Source organism: Vreelandella salicampi (assembly GCF_013415105.1).
Taxonomy (GTDB): Bacteria; Pseudomonadota; Gammaproteobacteria; order Pseudomonadales; family Halomonadaceae; genus Vreelandella; species Vreelandella salicampi.
The window spans coordinates 175,766-202,619 of sequence record NZ_JACCDF010000001.1 but is presented as its reverse complement, the minus strand read 5'-3'; the positions used below and the strand labels follow the sequence as shown (position 1 = coordinate 202,619).

At 57.5% G+C, this 26,854-nt stretch carries 28 protein-coding genes; 11 read left to right on the top strand and 17 right to left on the bottom strand.

Annotated features, from left to right (window positions below):
- Positions 1–79: 79 nt before the first annotated feature.
- The 5 genes from HZS81_RS00960 to tmpA are packed head-to-tail and all read right to left on the bottom strand — an operon-like array spanning position 80 to position 4,732.
- On the bottom strand, positions 80–418 hold the full coding sequence (locus HZS81_RS00960) for a class II aldolase/adducin family protein (protein WP_241697330.1): 339 nt from the start codon (positions 416–418) through the stop codon (positions 80–82).
- Positions 415–1,383 carry a glycine betaine ABC transporter substrate-binding protein gene (locus HZS81_RS00955; RefSeq protein WP_179928683.1) on the bottom strand — a complete coding sequence of 323 codons (969 nt, stop codon included), beginning with the start codon at positions 1,381–1,383 and terminating at the stop codon, positions 415–417. The genes HZS81_RS00960 and HZS81_RS00955 overlap by 4 nt, the downstream gene beginning before the upstream one ends.
- Before the next feature lie 30 nt (positions 1,384–1,413).
- Positions 1,414–3,033, bottom strand: a complete 1,620-nt coding sequence (locus HZS81_RS00950; RefSeq protein ID WP_179928682.1) for a 5-guanidino-2-oxopentanoate decarboxylase — start codon at positions 3,031–3,033, stop codon at positions 1,414–1,416.
- Positions 3,030–3,617, bottom strand: coding sequence for an HD domain-containing protein (locus tag HZS81_RS00945; protein WP_179928681.1), 588 nt, complete (start codon positions 3,615–3,617; stop codon positions 3,030–3,032). Before HZS81_RS00945 ends, HZS81_RS00950 begins: the two co-directional genes overlap by 4 nt.
- Positions 3,614–4,732: a 2-trimethylaminoethylphosphonate dioxygenase gene (gene tmpA, locus HZS81_RS00940; RefSeq protein ID WP_179928680.1), complete on the bottom strand. Its 1,119-nt coding sequence runs from the start codon at positions 4,730–4,732 to the stop codon at positions 3,614–3,616. The genes HZS81_RS00945 and tmpA overlap by 4 nt, the downstream gene beginning before the upstream one ends.
- Positions 4,733–4,832: 100 nt before the next feature.
- On the opposite strand from tmpA, the gene HZS81_RS00935 reads away from it, so the two are divergent.
- Genes HZS81_RS00935 through HZS81_RS00925 form a run of 3 tightly spaced genes read left to right on the top strand, consistent with a single transcriptional unit; the run spans position 4,833 to position 7,486 of the window.
- On the top strand, positions 4,833–5,840 hold the full coding sequence (locus HZS81_RS00935; protein WP_179928679.1) for a GlxA family transcriptional regulator: 1,008 nt from the start codon (positions 4,833–4,835) through the stop codon (positions 5,838–5,840).
- 47 nt (positions 5,841–5,887) lie between these two features.
- Positions 5,888–6,508: a TetR/AcrR family transcriptional regulator gene (locus tag HZS81_RS00930; protein WP_179928678.1), complete on the top strand. Its 621-nt coding sequence runs from the start codon at positions 5,888–5,890 to the stop codon at positions 6,506–6,508.
- Positions 6,509–7,486, top strand: coding sequence for a zinc-binding dehydrogenase (locus tag HZS81_RS00925; RefSeq protein ID WP_179928677.1), 978 nt, complete (start codon positions 6,509–6,511; stop codon positions 7,484–7,486).
- A 90-nt stretch (positions 7,487–7,576) separates the two neighbouring features.
- On the opposite strand, the gene HZS81_RS00920 is transcribed toward HZS81_RS00925, so the two are convergent.
- The 8 genes from HZS81_RS00920 to HZS81_RS00885 all read right to left on the bottom strand — a co-directional run bounded on the left by HZS81_RS00920 (position 7,577) and on the right by HZS81_RS00885 (position 13,991).
- Positions 7,577–8,032, bottom strand: coding sequence for a thioesterase family protein (locus tag HZS81_RS00920; RefSeq protein WP_179928676.1), 456 nt, complete (start codon positions 8,030–8,032; stop codon positions 7,577–7,579).
- Positions 8,032–8,988 (bottom strand): L-carnitine dehydrogenase, encoded by a 957-nt coding sequence (locus HZS81_RS00915; RefSeq protein ID WP_179928675.1) that lies wholly within the window; start codon positions 8,986–8,988, stop codon positions 8,032–8,034. Before HZS81_RS00915 ends, HZS81_RS00920 begins: the two co-directional genes overlap by 1 nt.
- Positions 8,985–9,896 carry a beta-keto acid cleavage family enzyme gene (locus tag HZS81_RS00910; protein ID WP_179928674.1) on the bottom strand — a complete coding sequence of 304 codons (912 nt, stop codon included), beginning with the start codon at positions 9,894–9,896 and terminating at the stop codon, positions 8,985–8,987. The genes HZS81_RS00915 and HZS81_RS00910 overlap by 4 nt, the downstream gene beginning before the upstream one ends.
- Before the next feature lie 132 nt (positions 9,897–10,028).
- Complete coding sequence (locus HZS81_RS00905) at positions 10,029–10,547, bottom strand: opioid growth factor receptor-related protein (RefSeq protein WP_179928673.1); 519 nt, start codon at positions 10,545–10,547, stop codon at positions 10,029–10,031.
- An 8-nt stretch (positions 10,548–10,555) separates the two neighbouring features.
- Positions 10,556–11,065 carry a gamma-glutamylcyclotransferase family protein gene (locus tag HZS81_RS00900; RefSeq protein ID WP_179928672.1) on the bottom strand — a complete coding sequence of 170 codons (510 nt, stop codon included), beginning with the start codon at positions 11,063–11,065 and terminating at the stop codon, positions 10,556–10,558.
- A gap of 121 nt (positions 11,066–11,186) precedes the next feature.
- Positions 11,187–11,567 carry a gamma-glutamylcyclotransferase family protein gene (locus HZS81_RS00895; protein WP_179928671.1) on the bottom strand — a complete coding sequence of 127 codons (381 nt, stop codon included), beginning with the start codon at positions 11,565–11,567 and terminating at the stop codon, positions 11,187–11,189.
- Between the two features lie 11 nt (positions 11,568–11,578).
- The gene (locus tag HZS81_RS00890) at positions 11,579–13,696 is read right to left on the bottom strand and encodes an AAA family ATPase (RefSeq protein WP_179928670.1); all 2,118 of its coding nucleotides are present in this window, start codon (positions 13,694–13,696) and stop codon (positions 11,579–11,581) included.
- A gap of 157 nt (positions 13,697–13,853) precedes the next feature.
- Positions 13,854–13,991 (bottom strand): hypothetical protein, encoded by a 138-nt coding sequence (locus HZS81_RS00885; RefSeq protein ID WP_179928669.1) that lies wholly within the window; start codon positions 13,989–13,991, stop codon positions 13,854–13,856.
- An 89-nt stretch (positions 13,992–14,080) separates the two neighbouring features.
- Here HZS81_RS00885 and HZS81_RS00880 point away from each other — a divergent pair, with 89 nt between their 5' ends.
- The gene (locus HZS81_RS00880) at positions 14,081–15,844 is read left to right on the top strand and encodes a sensor domain-containing diguanylate cyclase (RefSeq protein ID WP_179928668.1); all 1,764 of its coding nucleotides are present in this window, start codon (positions 14,081–14,083) and stop codon (positions 15,842–15,844) included.
- Between the two features lie 103 nt (positions 15,845–15,947).
- On the opposite strand, the gene katG is transcribed toward HZS81_RS00880, so the two are convergent.
- On the bottom strand, positions 15,948–18,125 hold the full coding sequence (katG, locus tag HZS81_RS00875) for a catalase/peroxidase HPI (RefSeq protein WP_179928667.1): 2,178 nt from the start codon (positions 18,123–18,125) through the stop codon (positions 15,948–15,950).
- A gap of 163 nt (positions 18,126–18,288) precedes the next feature.
- Positions 18,289–19,581 (bottom strand): MgtC/SapB family protein, encoded by a 1,293-nt coding sequence (locus tag HZS81_RS00870; protein ID WP_241697329.1) that lies wholly within the window; start codon positions 19,579–19,581, stop codon positions 18,289–18,291.
- A gap of 77 nt (positions 19,582–19,658) precedes the next feature.
- On the opposite strand from HZS81_RS00870, the gene HZS81_RS00865 reads away from it, so the two are divergent.
- Positions 19,659–20,549: a prenyltransferase gene (locus tag HZS81_RS00865; protein WP_179928666.1), complete on the top strand. Its 891-nt coding sequence runs from the start codon at positions 19,659–19,661 to the stop codon at positions 20,547–20,549.
- Positions 20,550–20,555: 6 nt separating this feature from the next.
- Here HZS81_RS00865 and cheZ read toward each other — a convergent pair whose 3' ends face one another.
- Positions 20,556–21,236, bottom strand: a complete 681-nt coding sequence (gene cheZ / locus HZS81_RS00860) for a protein phosphatase CheZ (protein ID WP_179928665.1) — start codon at positions 21,234–21,236, stop codon at positions 20,556–20,558.
- A 395-nt stretch (positions 21,237–21,631) separates the two neighbouring features.
- On the opposite strand from cheZ, the gene HZS81_RS00855 reads away from it, so the two are divergent.
- A complete protein-coding gene (locus HZS81_RS00855) occupies positions 21,632–22,378 on the top strand; it encodes a methyltransferase domain-containing protein (protein WP_179929011.1) in 747 nt (248 codons plus the stop codon).
- Between the two features lie 20 nt (positions 22,379–22,398).
- Complete coding sequence (locus tag HZS81_RS00850; RefSeq protein ID WP_179928664.1) at positions 22,399–23,424, top strand: methyltransferase; 1,026 nt, start codon at positions 22,399–22,401, stop codon at positions 23,422–23,424.
- Here HZS81_RS00850 and greB read toward each other — a convergent pair.
- A complete protein-coding gene (gene greB, locus HZS81_RS00845) occupies positions 23,403–23,942 on the bottom strand; it encodes a transcription elongation factor GreB (RefSeq protein WP_179928663.1) in 540 nt (179 codons plus the stop codon). The two genes, HZS81_RS00850 and greB, sit on opposite strands and share 22 nt — an antisense overlap.
- A gap of 199 nt (positions 23,943–24,141) precedes the next feature.
- Between greB and HZS81_RS00840 the strand changes: the two genes are divergently transcribed.
- From HZS81_RS00840 to HZS81_RS00825, 4 genes are all read left to right on the top strand, one after another.
- Positions 24,142–24,777 (top strand): TRAP transporter TatT component family protein, encoded by a 636-nt coding sequence (locus HZS81_RS00840; RefSeq protein ID WP_241697328.1) that lies wholly within the window; start codon positions 24,142–24,144, stop codon positions 24,775–24,777.
- Positions 24,778–24,858: 81 nt separating this feature from the next.
- The gene (locus HZS81_RS00835) at positions 24,859–25,497 is read left to right on the top strand and encodes an NUDIX domain-containing protein (protein WP_179928662.1); all 639 of its coding nucleotides are present in this window, start codon (positions 24,859–24,861) and stop codon (positions 25,495–25,497) included.
- A gap of 35 nt (positions 25,498–25,532) precedes the next feature.
- The gene (locus HZS81_RS00830) at positions 25,533–25,973 is read left to right on the top strand and encodes a DUF1249 domain-containing protein (protein ID WP_179928661.1); all 441 of its coding nucleotides are present in this window, start codon (positions 25,533–25,535) and stop codon (positions 25,971–25,973) included.
- Positions 25,973–26,707: a metallophosphoesterase gene (locus HZS81_RS00825; protein ID WP_179928660.1), complete on the top strand. Its 735-nt coding sequence runs from the start codon at positions 25,973–25,975 to the stop codon at positions 26,705–26,707. Before HZS81_RS00830 ends, HZS81_RS00825 begins: the two co-directional genes overlap by 1 nt.
- The last annotated feature ends 147 nt before the right edge of the window (positions 26,708–26,854 follow it).

Sequence of the window (26,854 nt, the reverse complement as noted above, 5' to 3'; positions counted from 1 at the left end):
CGTTCTGATGTTGTTGGTTAGCTGCAATCGTCGGTTTCATCAAGACGCCGCCGTTCGGCCTGCCAGGCGCGGTCGCCGCCTACGAGGGATGCTGCCCAGGTCTCGTATTGTTGTGCCACACGCAGTTGACGTCAGGACGGGCGGCATGGAGCGCGCTGTGTATGGTGAAGCCCGCCGGGTTAATGCCAAGCCCGGTGGGGTCATCGAGCACTTGGCCATCGGCGTCCACGGTCACCAAACTGTCGGGGCGTACCTCGGCAAAACGCAGCCCGTAGGCGTTGAGAAGAAAGCGTTCGCCGGGTAGGCGCGCTGAGATATGCGTATCGATGCCGTCGTCCATGCCATCCAGGGCGGTCAGCCGATAGGCTGCCGCTAGGTCTTGGCGAATATCACGCTCCTCTGACGTAGCAACGCTCATAGGCCGGCCTCTACGACAGCGTGCGCCTCCTCACCGTCGCGAGTGGTCACGCCTTCCATGAAGCTCGCCACGCGCTCAGGGTTATTTTCAAGCCACTCGCGGGCAACGACCTCAAGATCGCGCTCCTCTAGGCTGAAAACGCGGATGAACTCACTCTGCTCGTCGGCGGAAAAGCGGAACTGATCGAGTAGCCGTGTCAGATTGGGATTCGCCTCGGCGTAACGCTTGGCGACAATGGTCTTGACGTCGCTGCGGCCATTATTGTCGCCGTAGACGCCGGCCGGGTCGTCAAGGATCTGCACGTCGTACTCAGGTACCATCCAGTGGGGTGTCCAGCCATAAAAGAGAATCCAGCGACCCTCGTCCACGGCGGCGGCCACCTCGCTGAGCATACCTGGCGTGGAAGAGGGCTTTCCCTCCCAGTTGCCCAGGCCATAGGTATCAGCCTCGATGGCACCCTCAAGCATGTCGGTAACCGTCGAGCCGCTCTCGATGCTGTAGATGCGATGATCGAAGCGCTCGGCAATCTCGGCATCGGCGAGTTGTTCCGCGCTGGTCAGGCCAGCCTCTGCCACATAACCCGGCACCGCGAAGCCCATGCGAGCGCCGTCGACGTTGTTGCCCAGATCGACGATGGCGTCAGCCGCCATGGCTGCGTCATAGCTTTCCTGCTGGGCGGGTAACCAGCCGGCCAGGAAGGCATCGCTTTCGTCGTTCTGCAGGGTGCTGTAGCCCACGGTGGAGCTAAGTTCCTGCCGGACGGTGGTATAGCCCAGCGGCTCAATAAGCTGGGCGAGGATCTCGCTCTTGACGGTGACGCCCGGCCAGGGAGGGACCACTAAGCGCAGTTCGTTGTTGGCGTCCTGTGCCGCCTGGGCGTTGAACGGCAATAGGCCGATGAGAGCGACGGTGGCTAGGAGGGCAATTTTACATATGTCAGGTCTACGTACATTAGGTCTAAGCATGTCAGGGTCCTTCGTTTGTCGGTTATCGATTTATTTTTGATATGGCAAAACGTTCATCCAGGCTGCAGCGTCCACTTCAATGAGTAACGGTGAGTCTGCGTCGCCTAGCTGAGCGAGCGCCTTGCCGAGAGACGCGGGGTCGCCTACCGCTCGGTAGCGGCAGGTGTAAGCACGGGCCAAGTCGGCAAAGTCTGGCGCGGTTAAATTGACGCCCAGCTGAGGTACCTCGTGCATGGCCATGTAGCGGCGAATTTCGTCGTAGCCTTGGTTGTTCCAAATTACCACCGCAACCGGGTAGGGCAGGTCACGTGCGGTGGCCAGTTCGCCGAGTACGAACTGCAGGCCACCGTCGCCCACTAGGGCGACCACTGGGTGCTCGGGGCAGGCCAGGGCGGCCCCGAGGGCGGCAGGCAAGCCATACCCCAAGGTGCCGTAACCAGTGGCCGAGTTGAACCAGCGGCGTGGCGCAGGCAATGAGGCAAGAAAGTTGCCAGCATAGACCGGCCCGGTGGAGTCGCCTACTAAAATTGCCTCGGGCAGCGTGGCGCGTAGGGTGGCGTAAAGTGGTGCATAAGGCGCAAGTTCCGGGTCCTCGTTGAGTGCCAGCGCTTGGCGAACTGCGGTGGCGCGACTGTTATCTTGAGGATCATCGCGATGGCCTTCGGGCAGCGCCTGCAGCAGCGTGGTCATCGTTTCGCTTGCGTCGGCGACCATGGCTAGATCAGCAGCCTGGTTGCGGCCCAACTGCTGGGGATCGATATCCACCCGAATTAGCCGCCCGCTGAGGTGGAATCCTCCGTCGAATACCAGATCGTAGTCGGTCTCGCCCAGCTCAGTGCCCAGTGCCAGAATGACGTCGGCGTCGGCCGCCAGGCGGCGTGAGGCGGGCAGGCTCATGGTAGCGCCGAGGTCGAGCGGGTGATCGAGCCCCAGCACGCCCTTGGCATTGATGGTAGTCAAGGCCGGGGCCTGCAGGCGTTCCACCAAAGCACGGGCAGCGTCGGGAGCCGCCGCGCAGCCACCGCCTAGCAACACCAGCGGGCGTTCCGCTTGGCTTAGCCATTGGGCCGCGCGGGCAATGGCGGCGGGCGCCGGTGCCGGGGGAAATACCTCGACTGGACGCGGCGCAGTCTCGGCAACCGGGGCATCGAACAGGTCGATGGGAATTTCGATGTGCACCGGCCCGGGTCGCGCGCCGCGAAAGATGGCAAAGGCGCGCGCCAGGATCTCCGGCAGTGCCGCCGGGTCGTGCAAGGTGTGACTAAAGACGCTGACGCCGGCGAGTAGTTGCTGCTGGCTGGGAAGCTCATGCAGCCGCCCCTGCCCACGCCCTAGGGTATCGCGACGATTGACGCTGGAGATCACCAGCATCGGCACCGAGTCGGCCAGCGCCTGGCCCATGGCAGTGGCGATGTTGGTCATGCCGGGGCCGGTGATGATGAAACAGGCCGCGGGTTTGCCGCTGGCTCGGGCATAGCCGTCGGCCATAAAACCCGCGCCCTGTTCGTGGCGCGGGGTGACATGATGGATCGGGCTTTCGCCCAGGGCGCGGTAAAGCTCGATGGTATGCACCCCGGGGATGCCGAAGGCGGTGTTGACGCCATAGGCTTCTATTAGGCGCAGCAACTGGCTGGCACAGGTCTGGCTCATCGCAGTGCCCCTTCATGAAGCGGCTCGGGCAGCCCGCCGTGAGGTGTGCGACTAAAAACGCGCTCGACCATGGGGACAAAATGCTCCAGGGGCAGGGTGTCGTAATCGGGGTCGAAGCTGGCTTGGTCCCAGTGGTCGCAGAAGCGCACGGTGCGCTCATAGGCTGGGTGGTCGCGATACTGCTCCCGAGCATGGGGATCCTGGCCGAAAAAGTGCCGGTAGTGGTACCCCTGGAAGAGTTCGTGATGGCGAATCATCCAGGCGTTGAGCGGATCGACGAAGGGCTCGAGGATGGCGGCGGCGATCTCGGCGTGGTTAGCCGGGGCCAGGTCGTCGCCGATGTCGTGGAGTAGCGCGCAGACCACCATCTCTTCGTCAGCGCCATCACGCAGCGCCCGGGTCGCGGTCTGAAGGCAGTGCTCGTAGCGGTCCACCGGATAGCCATGATGGTCGCCAGCGAGGTTGTGCAAGTGGGCGAGTACTCGGCGAGGGGCATCCTCGACATAGTCACGAAAGCGGGCATCAATAAGCGCCCAGTCATCACGCTGAGCCTCGCCGAAGTGGCGAAAGCGGGCTTGATTCATGCGGTTTCTCCTTGGCCCTGGGGAGTGGCGAGCTGCTGGCGCAGCACACGGCGACGGCTGGCGGTACTGTCGCGGTCGACATAGCCTTGGCGCATATGGCGCACCCCACCGGCGAGTTGGAAGGCACTGCGTCCGTGGAGCAATCGATAGTTGTCCATAATCAGCATCTGGCCCGGATCGAGCTTGAGGTGCAGGGTCAGTTCTTCGCCGGTGATCAGTTGATAAAAAGCTTGCCGCGCGGCGTAGTAGGCCTCTAGTTCTTCGGGAGGTAGAGCCGGAATGCGTTCGGTGCGGTTTGAATAGCGTACTCGAACCGGCTCGCCACGGCTGTCCAGTTCGATCAGCGGCCCCTCGCTTTCCAAGTCGGTGTCGCCGTCGCGATAGCGGAAGCTAGGTGTCACTCGGGTAAGGCAAGCATAGGCGTCGGGGTCGCGCTCGCGAAGCAGTCGTGCGGCCATCAGGCCGTCGGCCAGGGTGCTGTCGCCACCCTCGGCGGCGTTGGTCAGGCAGTGCAGCCAAATGTAGCCGGGAATGGGGTCGCGATAGGGGTTGTCGGTATGCGGCTCCAGGCCACGCTGGGTCATGGTCAGGTCGTAGGCGTTGGCTACCGATTTAACGTCGGCGATGCCGCCCCAGTTGGTGCGCCGTAGAGGACCGATGCGGTCAACTAGCGGCTGCATGCCGTCTTCGTGGGTGGGTACCCCGGAGACGATCACAAAGCCGTCGCGATACAGCGATTCCAGCATGTACGAGAGTGCCGCGTCGTTTTCCAACGCGGCAGCGAAATCAGCCGCAGGTCGAGGAGCGTTGGCGGCACCCCAGAGGCGCTTAGACGGATCAATTGTCTGGTCATCGAACAGCGCCGCGAGATCAAAAACGGTGCGATGGCCGTCGCTGAAGCGCAGGTGCAGCTGGCTATCTGCCACGTCGGCGGCGTCGATGCGCAGCTCAAGTGGCAGTTCGGCGGCTTCGACCAGGCGCTGACCCGTGCGTGGGTCCAGGGTCCCGTCATCCGGGCTGCGTTCACGCAGCCAAAGGGCCGCAAATTCACCGCGCTGGCCGTGATGGTCGACGGCCAGGCGTCGGCGATTGGCTGATGGGGTGACGTGTGTCATGGCGGCGCCTCCATAAGGTGTGTTAGGAACTTTCTCTATGCTACCCGCCTAGTTTGGGCGCAACTTGATTATATTAGCCACATACTTGACTATATTCGCCATGAATGACACTACCAACACCACATGGCCCTACCCGCGCCCCGATTCGCCACCCCTGCTGACTCCGGATCAGGCTGAGCACACCCTGAACGTGTGGCTGGTGCCGCGCTTCTCTATGTTGACCCTGTTCTGTCTACTTGAGCCGCTGCGTGTGGCTAATCGCTTCGGCCGTGATCTTTTCGCTTGGCGACTGCTCTCGGCGGACGGCGAGGCCGTGTTGGCGAGTAATGGGGTGCGCATCGATGTGGACGGCCCATTGGAGTCGCTGACGGATGCGTCACGGCTAATGGTGGTCTCTTCCTATGAGGCGGAGGCAACGGTGCGCCTCCAGGATCGCGCTGTACTACGACGCATCGCTGCCCACGGTGGCTGGCTGGGTGGGCTGGATACGGCGCCCTTCATCTTGGCCCGGGCGGGAGTGCTTTCGGGGCACCGCGTGGCACTGCATTGGGAAAGCGTGCCAGCTTTTCGGCGTGAATTCCCGGCGCTAGACATCAGCCCGGCGAGTTACGAATTCGATGCCACGCGGCTGACCGGCTCCGGTGGAGCGGCGAGTATTGACATGATGCTGGCGTGGATCGAGGATGCCTACGGCCCTGCCTTGGCCGATGCCGTGGGGCGGCAGCTGGTTCACAAGAGGCCGGGCGAGGACGGTGGTGATGTTTCACGCCGACGCTACGAGGAGTTGCCGCGCAGTGTGGTGAGAACGCTGGCGGTGATGGAGGCGAACCTAACGCAAGCGTTACCCATTCCTGAGGTGTGCCGGCTGGTGGGTCAGTCCCAGCGGCAGTTGACGCGGCTATTCCAGCGTCACTTTGGCGAGACGCCCCAGCAGTGTTACTTAGGAATGCGACTCGACCGGGCCCGCCAACTGCTCGCCGATAGTCGTAGCTTTGTGACCGAAGCCGCTTTGGCCACCGGTTTTACCCAACCGGCGCACTTCACCCGCGCTTATCGGAAACGTTTTGGTGAAGCACCCAGTGTCATTGTGGAGCGAAGAGGGTATTAAAAACATAATTTGTAGACGACCGGTCTATTAGGTGTAAAATGAGTGATATGAAATTGTCTAAAAAAGCCGCAGCCACACGCCAACATATTCTCGACACTAGTCGAGGACTCATCCTGCGCAAGGGGTTCTCCGGTGTGGGGTTGCAAGAAATTCTGAAGAACTGCGACGTACCGAAAGGCTCTTTTTATCACTACTTTCCCTCCAAGGAAGCGTTTGGTCGAGCCTTGTTACAACAGTACGTCGATGATTATCACGAGCGCCTTGAGGTACTGCTGACGGCCCATGAAGGTTCTGGCCGTGAGCGATTGATGCGTTATTGGAATGCCTGGATCGATGACCCCATCTCAGGAAGCTGGGCCGAGCAATGCCTGGTGGTAAAGCTGGCAGCGGAAGTGGCGGATCTATCCGAGGATATGCGACAAGTATTAAACGATGGGGTAGAACACTTGGTGACGCGTATTGCGGTTGTGATCACTGAAGGCCGTGCTGATGGCTCGCTGCCGCCTGGAGCGGTACCTCAGGTGCTTGCTCAGGTGCTCTACCAAATGTGGCTAGGCGCCGCCTTGCTGGCCAAGTTGGGCCAGGATAAAGAACCTTTACATCAAGCCTTCACGGCCACAGACCAACTGCTGACTTGCGTCGGCAACAACACAGGACAGGAGTCCTAGATGAAAAGTGCCATCCATGCAACGTTCGGAGAGCCTTCCGAGGTGCTCACGCTAGGCGATAGCCCCCTTCCCCAACCCGGCCCCGGGGAAGTGCGCATCAAGATGCTACTTTCGCCGATCCATAATCATGATATATGGACGGTACGCGGCCAGTATGGCTACAAGCCGGAATTGCCCGCTATCGGAGGCAGTGAAGCCGTCGGTATCGTCGAGGCGCTCGGCGAAGGTGTCGAGGGACTGACAACAGGGCAACGCGTTGCGGCGGCCTCAGTGCATGGTACGTGGGCCGAGTACTTTATCGCGCCGTCCCGGATGGTGATCCCAATGCCCGAGGCGCTTTCCGATGAAGCCGCCGCGCAATTGATCGCCATGCCCTTGAGCGCGCTGATGTTGCTGGAATTCCTCCAAGTCGAGCCTGGCCAGTGGGTGGTGCAGAATACGGCCAATGGGGCGGTAGGTAAGACCTTGGCCATCCTGGCTAAAGCGCGCGGGATAAACACTATCAACCTGGTGCGGCGTGATTCCGGTGTCAGTGAGCTCGAATTACTGGGTATCAAACACGCCATCTCCACGGCTCAGCCTGATTGGCAAGACAAGGCGCGCAGCATTATGGGCGAGCCAATGGCGCATGCGGCAGTCGACTCGATTGGTGGCCATGACAGTGCTGCGCTTTTGGCACTGCTGGGTGAGGAGGGAACGCTGGTATCCTTCGGCTCCATGTCTGGCGAGCCGATGCAAATTACCGCCGGCGATCTCATTTTCAAACAAGCGACGGTTAAAGGCTTCTGGGGCAGCAAGGTTAGTCAGGCCATGTCCGGTGAAGACAAGCGTCGACTGGTCGGCGAGCTAATGCAACGCACCACCAACGGCGAACTGCAGTTACCGGTGGAAGCTATCTTCGACCTGGCTGATGCCGCCGAAGCTGCTGCTACCAGCTTACTACCCGCACGCAAAGGCAAGGTTCTGTTAAAGCCCTAAGGTAGACCACTAGCCGCCCGTTAAGGCGGTTTAGCTTTTGTTGTTTAAGGCCGATTGTTGTCAAAGGCCGATTGTTGTCAAAGGCCGATGCTAACGCCGAATACCCATAGTGCGCCCGGCCAATTCCGGCCAAGCACCGGAATTGGCTTGGGGCAGCGTCGCGATGCTCGTTTCTACAGACGTGGGGAAGGGCGCCGGGCGACCAGCCTGAGAGTCGATGCCTATTAACATCTGCTCGCTGGTGGCCAGCAGGTTATCTTCTACATCACGCAGCTCGAAGAAGACATGCAACCGCTTGGCGTCGCGATCCAGTAGGGTCAGCGTGACCTTGAGCGGTTGACCTTCGTGGGCCTCGCGCCGGTAGCAAAGGTGTGTCTCCAAGGTAAATATCGTGTAGCGATGGCTCTCTCGGCCGGCAACATCCAGGCCGATACGATCCATCAGCGCTTCCACGGCCAAGGAAAACACCTTGGCGTACTCAGCATCGTTCATGTGGCCGTTGTAGTCGACCCACGCCGAAGCGACTTGGGACTCTAAGATCACCATCAGATGCGTGCCTCCAGGCCCTCGGCTTCGGGCCAGTATTTCTGAACCAGATCGAGCAGTTCGACCAGAAAGTCGTCGCGGCGGTGGTCGAGCTCGGCGACCGAACGGCCGGCGGCCTGGTGCTCGCACCCCTCCACCACGCGGTCGATTAGCCCGTCGGTGAGTTCTGGCGCTTCAAGCTTGGTCCAAGGAAGTTTCAACGCCGGGCCAAACTGTTCAAGCATATGGCGCATGCCTTGCTCGCCACCGGCTAGATGGAAGGTCAGGAAGGTGCCCATCAGCGACCAACGCAGGCCGCAGCCGTAGACCACTGCGGCATCGATCTCTTCGGTGGTGGCCACGCCATCGTTAACCAGGTGCAGCGCTTCACGCCACAGCGCCTCCATCAGGCGGTCGGCAATATGCCCCTCAATTTCCCGGCGCACCACTAGCGGGCGCATGGCCAGTGCCTGATAGAGGGCCTGGGCGCGCTCAGTATGCGCGGGTTCGGTGGCCTCGCCGCCGACAAGCTCTACCAGCGGCAACAGGTAAACCGGGTTGAAGGGGTGGGCGACGATGACACGCCCCGGCGCCTTGACGCAGTCGGGCTGTAAGTCGCTAGGTTTGAAGCCCGACGTGGAGGAGCCGATGATGACACTTGGGTCAGCTGCGGCGTCCACAGCAGCAAGAATCTCGCGCTTGAGTTCCAGGCGCTCCGGCACGTTCTCTTGGATCAGGTCGGCGCTTTCTACGGCGGTGTCCAGGCTATCCACGAAGGTAAGACGCTCGGGGCTTGCTCCCTCGGCGAGGCCGCGTTTTTCCAGCGAAGGCCAGGCGTTCTCGATAAAAGCGCGGGTTCTCTCGGGTGCTGCGGGGTCGGGGTCGAAGGCCACGACATCCCAGCCTTGGGCCAGCGCGCGGGCGATCCAGCCATTGCCGATCACGCCGGTACCGATGACAGAAAGTTGATGGCTCATGCGTCACCTCCTGACACGATATTACCGGTATTCGGGTTGCGTAACTTCAATTGGGCCCGTGTCTCGGCCGGTGTCATCACCCGGGCGCCGAGGTTTTCAAACAAAGAAGAGGCTTTTTCCACCAGCTTAGCGTTGGTCGCCAATACGCCCTTTTCCAGGTAAAGGTTATCCTCCAGGCCGACTCGGGCGTGGCCGCCTAGAAGCACCGCTTGGGCCGCCATGGGCATCTGGTGGCGACCGATGCCGAACGCGGCCCAGTTGGCGTTTTCCGGCAATTTGTTGCGCATGGCGAGCATGGTTTCAGTATCTGCTTCCGCGCCCCAGGGAATGCCCAAGCAGAGCTGATAGAGCGGGTCGCCGTCAATCAGGCCCTCCTGCTGCAACTGGCGAGCGAACCAAACATGGCCCAGATCGAAGCACTCTAGCTCTGGCTTAACACCTGCAGCTTTTACTAAACGGGCGTGCTCGCGCAGCCAGTCAGCGGTATTCACATAGACCATGTCGCCAAAATTGAGGCTGCCACAGTCCAGGGTGCAGAGCTCGGGCAGTAGTTCACCCACTGGCGCATGGCGCTCGGCCGGGGTCTGGATATCGGTGCCCGGGCCGCCGCGGGTAGGGTCCGTTACGTCGGGGATCCAATCGCCACCGCCGCCGGCGGTGATGTTCATCACAATATCGGTATCGGCCTCGCGGACGCGCTCCATCACCTCACGGAAGTGGTCATTGGAGTGACTAACGCCGCCGGTTTCCGGGTCGCGCACGTGTATGTGGGCAATGCTGGCGCCGGCTTTGGCGGCTGCGATACAGTCGTCGGCGATCTGCTTGGGCGTGACCGGCACGTGGGGGGTCTTGGCGGTGGTTTCGCCGGCGCCGGTGACGGCGCAGGTGAGAATGACGTTGCGGTTCATGCTCCGCTCCTTACGTGACTGATTGGTATATGACTTAGTCTGAAGGTCTGGCGGAGCAGAGGATTGTCATAAAACGACGATAAAAATACAGTAAGCGACTCTTATTAGCTCTAATGCACGTTTCATTTTAAGTTAAGCATCTTGGCCGCGTAATGCCTCTTGCCAATACTGCAGCGATGTTTCAGACACCACGCCGTGTTGTGTCCCGATATCGATCACCGCACGTTGAAAAGCACGGGCAAGCTTTACCTGATGACAAAGTGCCAACGAGCGGATGATGCGGGTAATGCGCAGGTGGTTGTGGCCGCCGGCCTTAAGCCAAATATGTGTTGAGATCGAAAGCTCGGGCAGGGCGGTGATGGTGGCGCCCTCGCGCTCAAGTCCGAAGAAATTGAGCATCACGTCAAGGGAGTGCTGTTGGCGCTGGCGCATGGAGGCGTCCGCTTCGAACGCGGCTTCTACAGTAGGCGTTAAAGTGGGAGCGAACGCATTGAAGCGGCTGGTCTCCGGGATCGGGAACAGCCACTGGATATAGTCGTGGGTGTGCTCTAACCAGAACGGCGAGAGCGCCCATATATCCTCGATCATACGGCCCTGATGGTCTGGGCCTTCGCCGCGATAAAACGCGATTAAACGTTGATCATCTTGCATGGCTCACCTCAACGTTCCAGAACAAGTTCGGGCGCGTGAATCGCTATCTCACGGGCATGGCGGTCAGTGTTTGGGTCCTCTAGTGCCTGAACGCTCTCAAGCGCGCGGATATACCCCGGTGGCAGCCCATGCTCTTGCGCTCCGGTGAGTACGTGGTGCTTGTACCAGGTATAGGGCTTTATCCCCTGCGCCGTGATTTGCCCTATATACGCCTGAACGTCGAGCTGCCGAGAATCGGTCAAGTCGGTTACGGTCAACCACGTTTCCGTATAGGCATGGCCAAGCCCTTCGTAACGGTCCAGCGTGGGTTTGTGATGAGCCTCCACCTGCCAGACTACGCCAAAAACAGCGGATGGCTCGGATGCTGGCACAATATCGCACTTACCCGAGCCATCACCGCTGTGTTGATGAAACGCTAACTGATAGGCAGACAGTTTGGCGGTGGCGACAAAGCGAGCGGGAATCCGCGCGGCTAGGCGCTGGGTCGACATGTTGGACCCATAGGCAAAACACAGCATATAAATCTCCTTGAGCGTCTAAAGAAAAGACACAGACAATAAGCTCACCACTCACCACTCACCACTCACCACTCACCACTCACCACTCACCACTCACCACTCACCACTCACCACTCACCACTCACCACTCACCACTCTCGATGCACGCGTCGCCTTCGACATCCGCGTTGTAAAGATAGCACCACGCATCACCGTACTGGGTAGGGAAGATGGCACGGTCGTAAACGCCTGTGTGTGGGGCATGTGCGATATAGTCTTCTAGCTGGTCAAGCAATGCCAGCTGCTCGGGGTTGATCGCGTAAACCTCAATCGCTGCGCCGTTGGAGGCTTCTCGCTTGGCCCCGGGACAGTGGCCAAGGTCATACAGCGTGATGGTGCTCAAGCGATCTTGGCCGAGCAGGGTGGCGCCCTCCAGCCAGTCGTGATTGCGATAGCCCCGTTTGAGTGTGCCGTACACAGCGACACGGCGGCAGCGCTTGATATCGCGTTGCAAATGTTCCATTTCGTGGCCTCTTAGACAAAACCAATCGGCTGGCGCTTGCCGTGTTGTTCGCGTTCTTCCAAGGTGAGGGCGTCCATCAGCGTGTTCAAACGGATGGGCAGGCCACGCAGATCAAGTTGATCCAACGCGGTGCGTACGTTACCTGGGGTGATGCGGCGCTGTGCCAAGTGGCTAGCGGGGATGGTCGCCAGGCGATGATGGTCGCGCTCGGGCAGCACGGCTTTGAGCAAATCACGCAGCGGCTCGGGGTCGAGCGGCAAAAACTCGACTTTGAGATCGAAGCGGCGCATCACGGCGCGGTCAAGGCTATCCGCGCGGTTGGTGGTGGCCAGCAAAATGCCGTCGAAATTTTCGATCTGCACCAGGAGTTCGTTGGTGTGCGAAATTTCCCAGCTTTGCATGCCGTTATCGCGTTGCATAAGTAGCGTATCCACCTCGTCAAGCAGCAGCACGGCTTTCTGCTCGCGCGCTTGCTGAAATAGTGCGGCGAGTTTTCCTTCTGTGCCACCGACGAACTTATCCAACAGGCTGCTGGCGTGGGCGGTGATAAGCTCGCGGTCCAAGCGCTTGGCAAGGTGTTTGGCCAGAGCGGTCTTGCCACTGCCGGGTAGCCCGTGTAAGCACAAGCGCCCGCGCTGGCGGCGGGTCAGCCGCTGCACAATGCTCTCAAGCCCGGGGCGAGTATTGAGCCATTCAATGCGGTATTCGGGCATGCTCGGTCCGGCGGGGAGGGACGTATCCGGCAAGGCACGCGTGCTTGCTTCGCCTAAGGCGTGCAAACGGTGCGTCATCAGCGTGTCGATATGCTGCTCGTTGCGCTGCGGTGTGCGCGGGTTGAACAAGGTTCCCAAGCGGCACAGCTGTTGTGCGGCCGCCGGCGTCATCCACGGCTGGGCGGCCAAGTGCTGGCGGCCTTGGGGTGTCACCGGCAGTTCATCAAGCAACTCATGGTAGTGGGCCTTGGCCTGCTCGCCGTGCTGAGCTTTCACCTCAATGATCATGTCAAAACGGCGCAAGTAGGCGGGGTCGAGCCAGTACACACTATTGCTCACCCAGAGACCCGGTTTGGGGTTGTTCTCCAGAAGCTGGTTCATCCACCCCTTGGGCAGCGCCTCCTCGTCGTTGATCACGTCTTCGATCTCATCGAACATCACAAGCCCTGGGCGCTGGTCGATCAGCTTCTGCACCACCTGGTAGCGGCTTAGGCGCTTGCTTGGGGTCAATACGTCGTCGTCTTGATCCACCACCGGCACGCCATATAGCGGCACGCCTAGCTGCGATGCGAGGGTTTTAACCAGTTCGGTTTTGCCCACGCCAGGAGCGCCGTAGATCAACACATTGGCGCCGGCTTGGTGGGTATCTAGCGCGTGGCGGAGGTAATCGACCGCTAGCTGACGCAGTGGAACCGCATCGAAGCTGGCTAAAGAAAACGTGCCCGCTGGCTGTGCCGGGCACAGGCTCATTAAGCGTTCAGTGATAAAACCGCGCAGCGCGGTTGAAGAAAGCGTGGCGACATCGTGATTCACCAGCGGGGCGAGGCTTCGCAGCATCGGCCCTGAGGAAAGGGTGTCATCAAGGTCCAACGGGCGGTAACTCTTGTTGTGGGACAACAGCCCCAGCATTTTCAGGCGGCCGCGCTCTTGTAAGCCGAGGTGCACTTCGTCACTGCCGTACCCGGTTAGCTGAGCCAGCAGTTTTTTGGCGCGCGTCTCTTCCACGCACGTCAAGATCGGGTTCATGTTGGGGTGGCGCAGGCGCAACCACGTCAGCGTCAGAATATCTCGTTCCAACGGGTTTAGCTGAAGCAGCTCAGCCACATGCGCGCAAAGCATGGTTAACGTGCCGGTGACCGGGGTGTCCGGGTCGAGCTCACAGGTGGCGCGCTTCCACCAGCGCTTGAGTGCTGGCGCATAATCACTATAGCGGCGGCTGTTCTCGGCGTCTTTGGGCAATTTGATACCCAGCCAACCAAAAAGGCTTTGCCAATCCTCGTCGTCCAGCGAGCCGTCCTTGCCCTGAAACATCACCATGCGCACGGTGATCAACTGGGCGAACAGGCGCTCCTCGGGGTCGTGGTGCTCATCGGTGGACGAGGGTGAGGTCACATCAAGTACTTGTCCCCACTGCATGGCGATCTCCTGTCTTGCTCATTTACGTCATTTTAACGCCACAGCACGACATTGTGTGTCGCAAGGGAAAAACGTGTTGGGTGGTGTCATACAAACAGCTGGCTATGGCGCTGAATACGCTGCTCGATGGCGCGCCAGCAGCCATTGCTGCCCTTCATTAGCGGGTTGCACTGCGTAGTGTAAAGGTTTTTTTCGCGCGTGTGACCGCGGTGTCGTGCAGCTCTCGGAGGGAAATCGGTGGCAGCGTATCGGGCATGATCAGCGCCATGGGCGCAAACTCGGTGTGCACCGTCATAGCGTACGCCGGTCAAAAGTGGATTAAGCGTTTAATAGGTTGATCGGGATTGGCGTATGATTTTCTCACAAATATTTTGAGGATCCGCCATGCGCATGCGCATTCGCCTTTTGCAGTGGATGACGTTCGTCATGCTGCTCTTGTCGTGTGGCTGTGTATTGGCAGACACACCTCCTTCGCCGTTAACACCATGGGAGTTTCGCTGGGGAGACGCTCCGCACGCTCCGCAGACCGAGCATGGTAAGACGGCGTGGTTGAATGATAAATCCATGGCGTGGCAGCCGATTGACTTTCCCGCTAACCCGCCCGGGAGAGAAGGGCAGCAACATGTTTGGTTTCGCACTGTCTTGCCCGAGGGTGAGTGGCGAGACCCGGTGTTGTATATCACCAGCATTGATTTAATCGCCCAAATCTACCTCGGCGATGAGTTGATTTATCAACACGGCGAGTTTGACGCCGAAGGCAAAGGTAACTTCGCTGGTTGGCCTTGGCACATGGTTGAGCTGCCTGAAGACTTTGCTGGCAAGCCAATGTATATCCGCGTGTTTTCGTATTACACCGAGATTGGCTTGTGGGGCGAGGTCCAGCTAATGGATCGCATTGACGGCCTGCATAAAGTGATCAAGCACTCAGCAACGGACCTGGCGGTGAGTGCGTTTAGCCTTGTTATCGCTATTTTGGCCGGCATTTTTGCGCTAATTGGGCCTAAAAGGCGGGGGTTTGCGGCCATCGCGTTATTTACCTTTTCAGCGGGACTTATGCTGCTTGCTGAGGCGCCGGCACGTCAACTGATTGCCGAAGGGCCTATGGCGTGGGAAACCCTACGAGCGAGTAGCTATTATATGCTGCCCGTGGCGATGGGGTTATTGCTGAATTTCTGGTTAGAAGGACGTTCGCGACGCTGGGTGGCGTATTTTTGGCAGTTGCACCTCGCCTACCTAGTGAGTGCTATTGGTTTGGTAAAAGCAGGCGCAATCAGCTTGTCGCTGACATTTCCCGTTTTCGACTTACTATTAGCCGTGACGCTTCCGCTCATGCTGTTGATTGCGCTACGACGTTTTAGCCGTATGGGCATAGAGCAGCGTTTTTTGGTGCTGAGCTTTTCTTTCTTTGCGCTGCTGCTCTTGGCAGATATGTTGGTGGCGCATGGTTTTATCTCCTGGCGTATCGTGCCACTCAGTGTCGGTACGTTAGTGTTTTCTATTGCGGTGGTTGGGATATCCCTCTGGCGCTACCGCGAGACGCAACGGCAATTGGCCCAGATGAATCAGACGCTTGAAGATAAAGTCTTCGCCCGCACGGCTGAACTCGATAGGCTCGTGAATGAGTTGAAAGAACTTTCAATGCAAGATTCGCTGACCGGGTTAAGTAACCGGCGCCATTTTGATAGCTTGCTCGATCATGAGTTTCGCCGCGCTGAGCGTCATGGGGACCGACTTTCGCTTTTGATGTTGGATTTAGACTACTTCAAACGCGTTAACGATACGCTTGGTCACGATGCTGGCGATGCGGTGTTAACGGATGTGGCAGCGTTACTTAAACACCACTTTCGTGGTGCGGATGTGGTGTGCCGGATGGGAGGCGAGGAGTTTGTGGCATTGCTGCCGGGCGTTACCATGCGGGATGCTGAAGCTCGTGCGAATGCCCTGCTGGAAATAGTGCGGCACCATGAGTTTCGTTATGAAGGGTGTTTGATTGAGCCACTAACGCTCTCTTGTGGTGTAGCGACCTACCCGGATCACGCTAACAACCCCAAACAGTTACTCATCAAGGCAGATGAGGCACTTTACCAGGCGAAAAATAGCGGCCGTGACTGCTGTGTCATTTGCACTCCATCGGTGGTTACCGGCTAAGCCTAGCGAGTACGTTGGTTGGGCGTTGCGGCCACAAAAAACCGCGCCTTTGCTAAGGCGCGGTTTTATTTTGAGAGCTTAACGCTCTAAGAGATGAGCTTGGTTATGCGTTCTGAAATTTTTCTACATCAAAACGGTCAGCGTTCATCACCTTGGTCCAAGCAGCGATGAAGTCTTTAACGAACTTCTCTTCGTTGTCGTCCTGAGCGTACACCTCAGCGTAAGAACGTAGGATCGAGTTGGAGCCAAATACCAAGTCAATGCGGCTGGCTGTCCACTTTACCTGATCGGTTTTGCGGTCACGCACTTCGTAAGTGTTGTTGCCCGCCGGCTTCCAGGTGTTATCCATATCGGTCAGGTTAACGAAGAAGTCGTTGGTCAGCTGACCTTCACGATCAGTGAAAACGCCATGCTTGGTGCCGCCGTAGTTGGCACCGAGCATCCGCATGCCGCCGATCAGCACCGTCATCTCAGGGGCTGTCAGGCCCATCAGCTGAGCGCGGTCGAGCAGCATCTCTTCGGGCTTGACGATGTAGTCCTTTTTCTGCCAATTACGGAAGCCATCGGCGAGCGGTTCCAGCGGTTCGAAAGAGTCGGCGTCGGTCATCTCATCGGTGGCATCACCACGACCTGGCGTGAACGGCACTAAGACGTTGTGACCGGCGGCTTTGGCTGCCTGCTCGATACCGACACTGCCGCCCAATACGATCACATCGGCAACGCTGGCACCGTTGTCAGCGGCGATTTTTTCGTAAACCTTCAACACCTTAGTCAGGCGATCCGGTTCATTGCCTTTCCAATCTTTCTGTGGGGCTAAGCGAATGCGTGCACCGTTGGCACCACCGCGCAGGTCAGAACCACGGAAAGTACGCGCACTATCCCAAGCGGTGGAAACCATCTCGCTTATGCTCAAGCCGCTATTAGCGATTTGTTCTTTTACCACTTCTTCGAAGTAATCGGTGCTGCCGGCCGGGACCGGATCTTGCCAGATGAGATCTTCAGACGGTGCTTCCGGGCCGATATAGCGCTCTTTTGGGCCTAGATCACGGTGGATCAGCTTAAACCAGGCGCGGGCGAAGCAGTCTTCAAAATACGCGGGGTCTGCCATGAATTTTTCACAGATTGCCCGGTAGGTTGGGTCTATCTTCATGGCCATGTCGGCATCGGTCATGATCGGATTCAGACGGGTGGTCATATCTTCGACGTCCACCGGCTTGTCTTCTTCCTTCATGTTGACCGGTTCCCACTGCGAGGCGCCTGCGGGGCTCTTGGTGAGCTCCCACTCGTAACCGAATAGCAGGTCAAAGTAACCCATGTCGAACTTGGTCGGGTGGGTTGTCCAGGCGCCTTCGATACCGGACGTGACAGTGTCGCGGCCTTTACCGCTGCCGTTGGGGTTAGACCACCCCATGCCTTGCTCTTCAACGCCAGCAGCTTCGGGCTCTGGGCCAAGCGCTTCGGCATCGCCGTTACCGTGGCACTTACCCACGGTGTGACCACCGGCGGTCAGGGCGGCGGTTTCTTCGTCGTTCATCGCCATGCGAGCGAAGGTCTCGCGCACTTGATTAGCGGTCTTTTGCGGGTCGGGTACGCCGTTGACACCTTCCGGGTTGACGTAGATCAAACCCATCTGAACCGCAGCCAGCGGATTTTCCATGGTGTCGGGCTTATCGACGTCGCCATAGCGCTCATCGGACGGGGCCAGCCACTCTTTTTCCGCACCCCAGTAGATGTCTTTTTCCGGATGCCAGATGTCTTCGCGACCAAAGGAGAAACCGAAGGTCTTCAAACCCATGGATTCATAAGCAACGTTGCCGGCCAGAATGATAAGGTCGGCCCAGCTGATTTTATTGCCGTACTTTTTCTTGATCGGCCACAGCAGGCGACGTGCCTTATCTAGACTTACGTTATCCGGCCAGCTGTTAATAGGCGCGAAACGTTGGTTACCTGTCGCGCCACCGCCACGGCCATCCGCGATACGGTAGGTACCGGCTGCGTGCCAAGACATGCGGATCATCAGGCCGCCATAGTGGCCCCAATCAGCCGGCCACCAGTCTTGGCTATTGGTCATTAAGGCGTGAACGTCCTTCTTTAGCGCGTCGAAGTCGAGCTTTTTGACTTCTTCGCGATAGTTGAAGTCTTCACCCATCGGGTTTGTCTTGCGGTCATGTTGGTGAAGGATGTCCAGATTTAGGGCCTCTGGCCACCAGTCCATGTTAGATTTGTCCTCGGATGTGTTACCACCGTGCATCACTGGGCACTTACCTGTGTGTTCGCTCATATAATCCTCCACTCTCTATATTGCTCATTAGGTCACGCTTGTAACGGAATTTGATGTTCATCCCGATTCCATACTCTATTTATAGAACATGAGTGCCATAGCAACAATTTGCTTTTCATCACTGTTTTAATAGTTAAGCGCTATGGTGTTGTGTCGCCTACTTCTAAAGGAGCGTTGCTCCCCAAGCACTCAAGGCGCCGAGCGTGACAGACGCCAGCATCGGCAAGACAATGCGCAACCCGAGTGCGCGAGTACCGAAACTTGCCGCCATACCCCCTTTGACTAAGTTGTTGACGGATGCGGCAATAATAATACCGAAGACGGCGCTGGCGATGCTTAGGTTGTCTTGCGACATACGTGTCAGCGATAGCGTGATGGCATCGACATCGGCGATGCCTGACACTATGGCGAGTAGGTAAACGCCGGTATCGCCTAGCCATTCACGCAACCACTTGCCTAGCAGCATGATCACAGTAAGCAGGGCGCCGAACATGAGTGCGGTACGCAGTTCTAGCGGGTTCTGGTTGAGTTCTGGGCTATCTATCGGTCCGTGACGACGCTGGCGATGCCAGATAAGGAGCGCTGGAAGGTACAGGCTCAACGCCATCAGCGTAACTGGCAAAACGAGATGTGGAATCAGCGCCGGGTGAATAATGGCGGCGTAGATCAAGATACGAGGAAACATGGTGCCGCATGCAATTAAAATGCCTGAGGCCAGTAGGGGGCTAAGCACGGTATCCAAACGTGATTGCCGGGCAAAATGCAGGGTTAGCGCCGTGGAGGAGGAGAGCCCTGCAAACAGGCCAGTGAAGAGTATGCCCTTTTCTGCACCGCCAAAACGGATAGCAAAGTAGCCGACAAAGGAGATCGTGGCGATCATCACCACCATCCACCATAGCTCGTAAGGGTTCAGCACACCGCCTGGCCCCATACCTTCATTCGGCAGAAGTGGCAGCATTACCGCCGAAATCAGTAGGAGCTTCAGTGCGGCGTCCAGCTCATGAGATTGGAGCTTATCGAGCAAACCGTGTATCTCGCGCTTGTTATCCAAAATCACGGCGGTCACAACGGCGCAAGCAGTGGCGAGTGCCGGGCTGACGGCAACGGCCATCGCCCCAAATGAGAAGGCGAGTAAAAGGCCAATCAGGCCAGTGATACTCAAATCACCGCTTTGCACCATTTGTTCGCGCCAACCAACTAGCGCAATCAAGGCAATGGCGACAAACATCAGTGGAAAAGCCCAGGGGGTTAGTGTCTCGGCGAGAAGCCCTGAAACCCCACCCAGAAGCCCCACCAGAGCATGAGTGCGAACCCCCGCCACTCGGGAGCCAGCGCTTTTTTCGCGCGCGACCCAGCCACGCTCAATCCCAATCAGCGTGCCGAGCAAAAGCGCCAGCGCCAGGTGCAGGGCAGACTGATTGGCGGTGACAAATTCGTTGGTGAGTTGCTCCATCATCTCCCCTCTTTGGTGTCCGAATACGCTTTTGTTGCGTACTAACTTATACTATGCGTTGTCACCGACAAGGAGAAGATATGCATTTTCGCCCCCTTATTGCCGCCTCAAGGCCTGGCTTTTTGATGCTTGCCGTGCTTTGTGTTGGCTTGGCGGTTGCTCTATTGCAGCATCAATCAATGGCGGTTACGCCGCTACACGGCGTGCTGATTCTGCTAGCGGCACTATTGGCGCACATAGCGGTCAACCTAATGAATGAGTATGACGATTTTCGCTCGGGGTTGGATACCCTCACTCAGCGCACACCGTTCTCCGGCGGTAGCGGTGCGTTACCGGCTCAACCGGTGGCGACAACACAGGTGCTGTGGAGCGCGCTAGGGTCGCTTGGTATTGTGGTATGTATCGGGCTTTATTTTGTTTGGTTGCGAGGCGGAGCGCTTTTGTTGTTGGGGGCTGGCGGCATTTTACTTGTCGTGGGTTACACGCGTTGGCTGACCCGCTCGCCCCTTTTGTGCTTACTCGCTCCAGGGCTTGGGTTTGCGATTATTGTGGTAGGCAGTGTGCTGGCTTTGGGCGGAGTGCTAACCGATGCCGTATGGGTGGTGGCGCTAGTGGTGCTATTGCTGGTCAACGAACTGTTGCTTATTAATCAGTTTCCCGATGTCGAGGCGGATCGCCAAGTCGGACGGCGGCACCTTTTGATTGTATTTGGCAAGGTGGCGGGTGCGCGCGCTGCAGTGGGGTTGTGGCTTGTCGCCTACCTCGTGATGGGTATTAGCATCTGGCAGGCGGTGTTGCCAGCGCTGAGTGCCATCGCGCTATTGCCACTCCCAGCTGTGGCGTGGTTAAGCGTAAAGCTCAACGCTGAAGCCACATTGAGGCATGTTGCATGGCCGCCACTTCTAACGGTCAATGTGGCGGCGTTGCTTGGCACATTGGCACTGTTAATAGGCGGCTTATGGTTGGGGTAGGGAGAATTAAAAACCTAGCTCATCAAGTAGGTCATCGACTTGATCTTGGCCGCTTACCACATCAGTTTTTTCTTTATTCATTTGCGGGCCATTACGCAGTTTCGCTTGTTCGTCCCGCTCATCTTTGACTTTTACGCCTTCCGTTATACCCGGGGCGCTTTCCATCAGCACCTGCACCAGCTCATGTTCGATCGTTTGGATCACGTCCATCATTTTCTTGATGACTTGGCCGGTTAAGTCTTGAAAGTCCTGCGCCATCATGACTTCTAGGAGTTCTTTTTGTGCAATGCCGACTTGGGTGGGTACTTGCTCAGACAAAAAGTGACGCGTATCGGCAATGAGCTGTTCATCGCTTAACGGGTCATTGGGGTTTTCAAGGGCTTCCCAGCGCTTGGATAGTGATTGGCTGTGGCTTTCGAGCAGATCTTGAGTCGGCTGAGCGCGCTCAACGGCGTTTAACGAGCGTTCCGCCGCTTGCTCTGTCATGGAGGCGACATAACGAAGACGCTCGCTGGCATCAGGAATGGCCTGTGCTGCCTGTTCGATTTGCTGGTCTAGCCCAAGTTCCTTCATGCTTTCGCGCAGCATGCGCGTTAGCTGGCCAATCCGCTGGATGACCTCATCCCCGCCGTGTTCGTTAAGCACAGAGGGCATAGCGCCATCATGCGCATTCGTTGGATTTGCCATCCTATCCTCTCTTGACGTGAGTTTCTGGGCTCATAATGCACGACAAAGCATACTTTTGACTATTCGCTTGATGCGTTGTCGGGGGTAAAAATTGCGCTAGATCAAGATGCGTCGATGCTCGCTAAAAATTAGTTCGCTCATTGATACTGCGATTCACACGATTAAGTGAGGGCGTAAGTTTACGTGAATTCGCCACGTCAATTCACGTAAACTACACACCCTAATACAAGGCCGCCTGGTACGAGGTCACCTAATACGATGCTGCCTTTTTCACTAGGAAACTGTTCCAAGCGAAACGCTTCAAGCACCATAGGTCGATATGAGAATGGGCGCGCGTGAAAAATTCTAGAACGGCTGATGAGTTAACCCCTGCGGGGGATCGTTACTTTGACGGTATGGCGGATAAATTCGCCCGCTCGCTTTATAACGCGCCGCGTGGAGCGTTGCGTCTAGCGCTGCTCGACACGTTATTGCCTGAGATGCTAACGCTTAACCAGCAGCCAGTGTTGGATGTGGGCGGTGGATTGGGTCAGCAAACGGCGTGGTTTGCCCGGCGCGGTCACGGCGTTATATTGGCGGAGCCGTCGGGCGATATGCTGGCGTGCGCTCAGCGTGAAATACAAGCCCAAGCGACCATTAGTGGGCGTGTGCGCTATGTGCAAGCGCCGCTACAAAAACTCTCTGAGGCCGCCCCTGGCCCTTGGCCGCTGATCACTTGCCATGCCGTGTTGGAGTGGCTTGGAGACCCGCACGCCGCCCTTGTCGAACTTAGCCAATGCTTAGCGCCGGGCGGCCAGCTGAGCTTGATGGTGTTTAACCGCGATGCGCTGCGTTTCTCCAATGTGGTGAAGGGCAATATGCACAAAGCGTTAAACGACGAGCTCGAAGGGTTGGGTAAAGGTCAGCGCCTGACGCCTATTTCCCCGCTGACCCATGCGCAGATCGAGCAGTGGAGCCGTGATGCCGGCTTGGTGGTTGAGCATGTAGCGGGCATTCGGATATTTCAGGACTATTTGCGCGAGCAGCACGCCTCGGAAGAGCAGCGCTTAACGCTGTTAGCGCTTGAAAAACAGTATTGCCGCGTGGATCCCCACTGGCGCCTCGGGCGCTATCTGCTTTATACCCTGATCAAGCCATCCTGATTACCACCGGAGACCCCTGTATGAACGGCACAGCCAAAAGTGCGAGCCCCAGCTGCCAACTTCTGCAGCGCCAAGGTGAGGTGTTTGAGCGTGATGTTGCCACTCAGCCGCTATGGGCTGTGTCGCCCCCTCAAGACGCCTGGCTCATTGCGCAGGCGCAAGGCGTCATTAGTGCTGATCATGCCGTGTTGCGTGCCTTTCAAGAGCAAAGCAAGGTTGCGCAATCGCCATTTGCCCACGTGTCGATACCCAGTGACGCCCACGTGATTTTGTTCTGGCCCAAAGCACACGAGCTAGGCATTTGGTGGCTTAAGTGGCTGTGCGAGCACTTGCCGCCCGGCGCGTCTATAGATGTAGTAGGTGAGCACCAGGGCGGCATTAAGCGTGTGCCCAAGGTGCTCACTGAGCTCGGGCTTAGCTGCGATAAGGTCGACAGCGCCCGGCGCTGTTCGCTCTTTGCTACCCAAGCGCAGCCGCTGGGACAGAAAAGCGACGCGGCATGGAAAACCTTTGAGGCGCTTGGTTTAACGCTTTGCAGTCATCCTGGTGTGTTTGGCCATGGCAAGTTGGATGAGGGTACGACGCTATTGCTGGAGACGTTGGATCATAAGTTGCCGAAAAAAACGCGGCAAATCCTCGATGTCGGTTGTGGCGACGGCATTATCACGGCTTGGCTGGCTCAGCGCGGCCACGACGTGACCGCGGTGGATATCAGCGAATTTGCCTTGGAAGCGACCCGCAAAACGCTTGAGGCGAATGAATTGACGGGCCGGGTACTCGCCAGCGATGTTTACCAAGCACTTGGTGATGAGCGTTTCGATCTCATCATCAGCAACCCCCCGTTTCACCAAGAACGTGATATTCATTATGGCGCAGCAGGCAGGCTGATCAGCGGTGCTCCAAGCCAACTTAGCCGTGGCGGCCAACTCATCCTGGTGGCGAATGCGTTTTTACCTTACCCGGAACGCCTAACGCTTGCGTTCAATCGTTTCGAGGTAGTGGCCGATGATCGGCGTTTTAAAGTTTATTGGGCCGGGTCGCGGTAATCGATCGCGGTGATGAGGTAGATCGTCTCACCGGCGGGTGTCGCGACCGTCACTTCATCATCGACTTCTTTGCCCAGCAGCGCTTTTGCCAGCGGTGCGTCGACGCTGATCCAATGCTTGGTGGTATCGGTTTCATCGTGGCCGACAATTCGAATATCGAGTGTTTCGCCGTCTTCTTCTTCAAGGCTTACAAAAGCACCGAAGAAAACCTTCCCAGTATCCGCCGGTAGGCGGTCGACGACCTGCAGTTCATCCAAACGCTTGGTGAGATAGCGAATTCGCGCGATGACGCGGTTTAATTCCTTTTTGTTATAGGTGTAGTCCGCGTTTTCCGAACGATCACCGAGCGCGGCGGCTTCGCCCACTTTCGTCGAAAGAGCCGGGCGTTTGACGCGTGACAAATGATCCAGAATGCCGCGAAGCCGCGCCGCCCCCTCGGCGGTGATAACGTTACTTTTGGGTTCCTGGCGCGGGTCTTTTGCGGGGTCGCGCCAGCGGGTCATGTTTCTGCCTTTCATGGGTACGCGTCTCCACGTTAAGCGCAAAGCGTTTACGGTAAAAAACGCTTTGCGCTGCCAAAGTTGGTGCTCGTTTAGGTGGCGATTGATTCAAACGTTCGTTACATTGGGTGTTGCTGCTTTATTTATGCCAAATAGAGTGCCACATAAAAACAAGTCGGAGATACGCATGCAATTCACAGGTTCCTTGATGACAAAAATGAGTATGAGAAAAACGCTGGCAGTGACGCTACTCGGCGGGACGTTTGCCTTCTCCTCTTTAACCGTTAGTGCCTATGAAAGTGAGCTCTTCTCGCTCAAAAATCGCTGGGAGCATACGGTGACGCAAGCGCCTAAGAACGAGCGCGAAGACATCCTCAACGCACTGGCCGATGAGGCAAACGCGCTGGCGGAGCAACACAGCGACTCGGCGGACGTGCTGGTATGGAAAGGGATTGTGCTTGCGGCTCTTGCTCGCGAAAAGGGCGGCCTGGGGGCGCTTGGTAATGCGAAAGATGCCCGCGATGCACTGGAGCGCGCCATCGAGATCGACCCTACTGGTAACAATGGTTCTGCCTACGTGACGCTAGGGGCGCTTTACGACCGTGTGCCAGGTGGGCTGATTAGCTTTGGCGATGCCGATACCGCTGAGCAAATGTTTCAGCGCGCACTCGAGATTCGTCCTGAGGGTATCGATGTGAACTACTATTACGCGACGTTTTTGCGGGAAGAGGGCGCTACCCAGGCAGCACGTGAACATGCAAAACGTGCGGTCAACGGTAGTGCCCGGGATAGCCGAAAGGCGTCAGATGAAGCGCTACGCGAGGATGCAGCGTCGCTTTTAAAAAACCTCTAACAGATGTTTCAACGGGCGTGATGGTGGCATTCCCGCAAACCAACCCCGATAATGAGCTGATATGCTTATCGGGAGTGTTACATGGCATCATCAACGCCATCGTTTGGGCCAGACGACGTCGAGCTGATTTCGCGTGAGGTACTGCAGCAGGGTTTTTTTCGTTTAGAAGCCCTTACTCTGCGCCACCGCCTGTTTGAAGGTGGCTTTAGCAAAGCAGTGCGTCGCGAAGTGCACTTTCGCCATGATGCTGTTGGAGTGCTACTTTACGATGTGGCGCGCGACTCACTGTTGTTTGTCGAACAGTTGCGTGCTGGGGCGATTGATGATCCCGTCTCACCGTGGAAGTTGGAGTTGGTCGCCGGTTTGGCCGAGGCAGGTGAGGCGCTGGAAAGGGTGGCCCGCCGCGAAGCGCTTGAAGAGGCGGGTTGCGAGATCGGTGAGATGCGCAAGCTTCATACCTATTATCCAAGCCCTGGTGCTTGCAGCGAGCAGGTGACGCTTTTCTGTGGGCTAGTCGATACCCAAGGGTTAGGCGGCATTCATGGTTTGGATGAGGAGCACGAAGATATTCGCGTGCACGTGGTGAGCTTTAATGAGGCGTGGGAACTCCTCGAGCAGGGCCGACTTGATAATGCCATGAGTTTGATCGGTATGCACTGGCTTGCCGGGAAGCGTGCGTCGCTGCGTGCGTTACCCGATAATGCTCCGCGCTTTACGTAAGCCACAGCCAACGCACAAGACTGACAGGAGCCCGCATGGTCAAAACCGCCTATGTGACTGATTTAAAATCTCTGCAGGGCGAGTGCAGCGCCAACTACTTGCGTCTGATTCGTCTGGTGGGGGATATGGAGCAAGGGCAAAGCCGCGATATTCGTTTGAGCGAAGAGGGCTCAAACGCTTTACACCTGTATATCCAGGAAAACGCGCCCTACACCACGATGATTCAAGTATCGCAGACGGGCCCTTTGGATCACGTGGTTGAAAGCCCCAAGATGCGCGTCCACCTTTACCACGACGTGCGGATGGCAGAAGTCACGGATTTTCAGCGTGAGCGCCACTTTCATGGTCGTTATCGCTATCCCAATCCGCGTATGCATCAGCCCGATGAAAAGCTCCAGCTCAACCGCTTTCTGGGTGAGTGGTTAGCGCATGGTCTCGCCCATGGGCGTAGCGAATACGTGCCGGAGATGCCCTAATGCGTATTGTGCAGGTTACCGATGCGCATCTGCACGCCGACCCAGCAGCGCACTCGCGCACCGGGATCCCGCTAAAGCAGTTCAACGCCGTCATTGATGCGGTAAAAGCACAGCACCCTGATCTCGTCATCGTCACCGGGGATATCAGCCAGGACGAAACGTCAACATCGTATACGCATGCCGTTGAGCAGCTGGGAGCGTTGCCATGTCCTTGGTTTTGGTTGCCTGGTAATCACGATCAAGCTGACTTGATGGAAGCCGAGCATCCACTGCTTGAAGAAGTGGACCTTGATGACTGGCGTATGCTGTTACTGAATACGCAAGTGCCGGGCCAGCCTTACGGCGAACTCGGGCCGGATAAGCTTGCCGCCATGACGAAACGACTAGAAGCCGATACTCGCCCGACGCTGATCGCGATGCATCACCCGCCGGTTGAGGTAGGGGCAAGCTGGATGGATGCTATTGGCTTAAACGACCGTGAGGCATTTTGGCAGGTGTTGAGCACGTATCCTCACGTAAAGCTGATCGTTTTTGGCCATGCGCATCAAGCGTTTGCCCAGGCGTATGCGATGGGTGAAGGGCAGGTAGGCGTATACGGTTGCCCCGCTACCTCGGATCAATTTCTGCCGGGAGCAAAAGCCTTTGCGGTTGATGAGGCTTCGCGCCCGGGGTACCGCGTCATTGAATTAGACGGGGGCCAATGGCACACCTGGGTAGAACGGATAGATCTGTGATATTACCCGCTGGCCCTTCGATAAGCTGTCCTTTCGAAGAGCTTAGGGTAAGCGTAAAATAGAAAATGGAATAAAAAGATAGTTATTAATTCTTTTGGGTTATTATCTGGCCGGCGTTACCCTGATCGCATTCGATAGCGTTTTGCG

Excerpts from the sequence above, each read along its gene's own strand:
- HZS81_RS00865 (WP_179928666.1), top strand. The coding sequence starts at position 19,659 with ATGCATTTTCGCCCCCTTATTGCCGCCTCAAGGCCTGGCTTTTTGATG.
- tmpA (WP_179928680.1), bottom strand. The coding sequence starts at position 4,732 with ATGACACACGTCACCCCATCAGCCAATCGCCGACGCCTGGCCGTCGAC.
- HZS81_RS00895 (WP_179928671.1), bottom strand. The coding sequence starts at position 11,567 with ATGGAACATTTGCAACGCGATATCAAGCGCTGCCGCCGTGTCGCTGTG.
- HZS81_RS00830 (WP_179928661.1), top strand. The coding sequence starts at position 25,533 with ATGGTCAAAACCGCCTATGTGACTGATTTAAAATCTCTGCAGGGCGAG.
- HZS81_RS00900 (WP_179928672.1), bottom strand. The coding sequence starts at position 11,065 with ATGCTGTGTTTTGCCTATGGGTCCAACATGTCGACCCAGCGCCTAGCC.
- HZS81_RS00945 (WP_179928681.1), bottom strand. The coding sequence starts at position 3,617 with ATGAATCAAGCCCGCTTTCGCCACTTCGGCGAGGCTCAGCGTGATGAC.
- HZS81_RS00915 (WP_179928675.1), bottom strand. The coding sequence starts at position 8,988 with ATGAGCCATCAACTTTCTGTCATCGGTACCGGCGTGATCGGCAATGGC.
- HZS81_RS00920 (WP_179928676.1), bottom strand. The coding sequence starts at position 8,032 with ATGGTGATCTTAGAGTCCCAAGTCGCTTCGGCGTGGGTCGACTACAAC.
- HZS81_RS00955 (WP_179928683.1), bottom strand. The coding sequence starts at position 1,383 with ATGCTTAGACCTAATGTACGTAGACCTGACATATGTAAAATTGCCCTC.
- cheZ (WP_179928665.1), bottom strand. The coding sequence starts at position 21,236 with ATGGCAAATCCAACGAATGCGCATGATGGCGCTATGCCCTCTGTGCTT.
- katG (WP_179928667.1), bottom strand. The coding sequence starts at position 18,125 with ATGAGCGAACACACAGGTAAGTGCCCAGTGATGCACGGTGGTAACACA.
- HZS81_RS00825 (WP_179928660.1), top strand. The coding sequence starts at position 25,973 with ATGCGTATTGTGCAGGTTACCGATGCGCATCTGCACGCCGACCCAGCA.
- HZS81_RS00835 (WP_179928662.1), top strand. The coding sequence starts at position 24,859 with ATGGCATCATCAACGCCATCGTTTGGGCCAGACGACGTCGAGCTGATT.
- HZS81_RS00910 (WP_179928674.1), bottom strand. The coding sequence starts at position 9,896 with ATGAACCGCAACGTCATTCTCACCTGCGCCGTCACCGGCGCCGGCGAA.
- HZS81_RS00890 (WP_179928670.1), bottom strand. The coding sequence starts at position 13,696 with ATGCAGTGGGGACAAGTACTTGATGTGACCTCACCCTCGTCCACCGAT.
- HZS81_RS00850 (WP_179928664.1), top strand. The coding sequence starts at position 22,399 with ATGAACGGCACAGCCAAAAGTGCGAGCCCCAGCTGCCAACTTCTGCAG.
- HZS81_RS00950 (WP_179928682.1), bottom strand. The coding sequence starts at position 3,033 with ATGAGCCAGACCTGTGCCAGCCAGTTGCTGCGCCTAATAGAAGCCTAT.
- HZS81_RS00960 (WP_241697330.1), bottom strand. The coding sequence starts at position 418 with ATGAGCGTTGCTACGTCAGAGGAGCGTGATATTCGCCAAGACCTAGCG.
- HZS81_RS00870 (WP_241697329.1), bottom strand. The coding sequence starts at position 19,581 with ATGATGGAGCAACTCACCAACGAATTTGTCACCGCCAATCAGTCTGCC.
- HZS81_RS00885 (WP_179928669.1), bottom strand. The coding sequence starts at position 13,991 with ATGACGGTGCACACCGAGTTTGCGCCCATGGCGCTGATCATGCCCGAT.
- HZS81_RS00930 (WP_179928678.1), top strand. The coding sequence starts at position 5,888 with ATGAAATTGTCTAAAAAAGCCGCAGCCACACGCCAACATATTCTCGAC.
- HZS81_RS00880 (WP_179928668.1), top strand. The coding sequence starts at position 14,081 with ATGCGCATGCGCATTCGCCTTTTGCAGTGGATGACGTTCGTCATGCTG.
- greB (WP_179928663.1), bottom strand. The coding sequence starts at position 23,942 with ATGAAAGGCAGAAACATGACCCGCTGGCGCGACCCCGCAAAAGACCCG.
- HZS81_RS00905 (WP_179928673.1), bottom strand. The coding sequence starts at position 10,547 with ATGCAAGATGATCAACGTTTAATCGCGTTTTATCGCGGCGAAGGCCCA.
- HZS81_RS00925 (WP_179928677.1), top strand. The coding sequence starts at position 6,509 with ATGAAAAGTGCCATCCATGCAACGTTCGGAGAGCCTTCCGAGGTGCTC.
- HZS81_RS00935 (WP_179928679.1), top strand. The coding sequence starts at position 4,833 with ATGAATGACACTACCAACACCACATGGCCCTACCCGCGCCCCGATTCG.
- HZS81_RS00840 (WP_241697328.1), top strand. The coding sequence starts at position 24,142 with ATGAGTATGAGAAAAACGCTGGCAGTGACGCTACTCGGCGGGACGTTT.
- HZS81_RS00855 (WP_179929011.1), top strand. The coding sequence starts at position 21,632 with ATGGCGGATAAATTCGCCCGCTCGCTTTATAACGCGCCGCGTGGAGCG.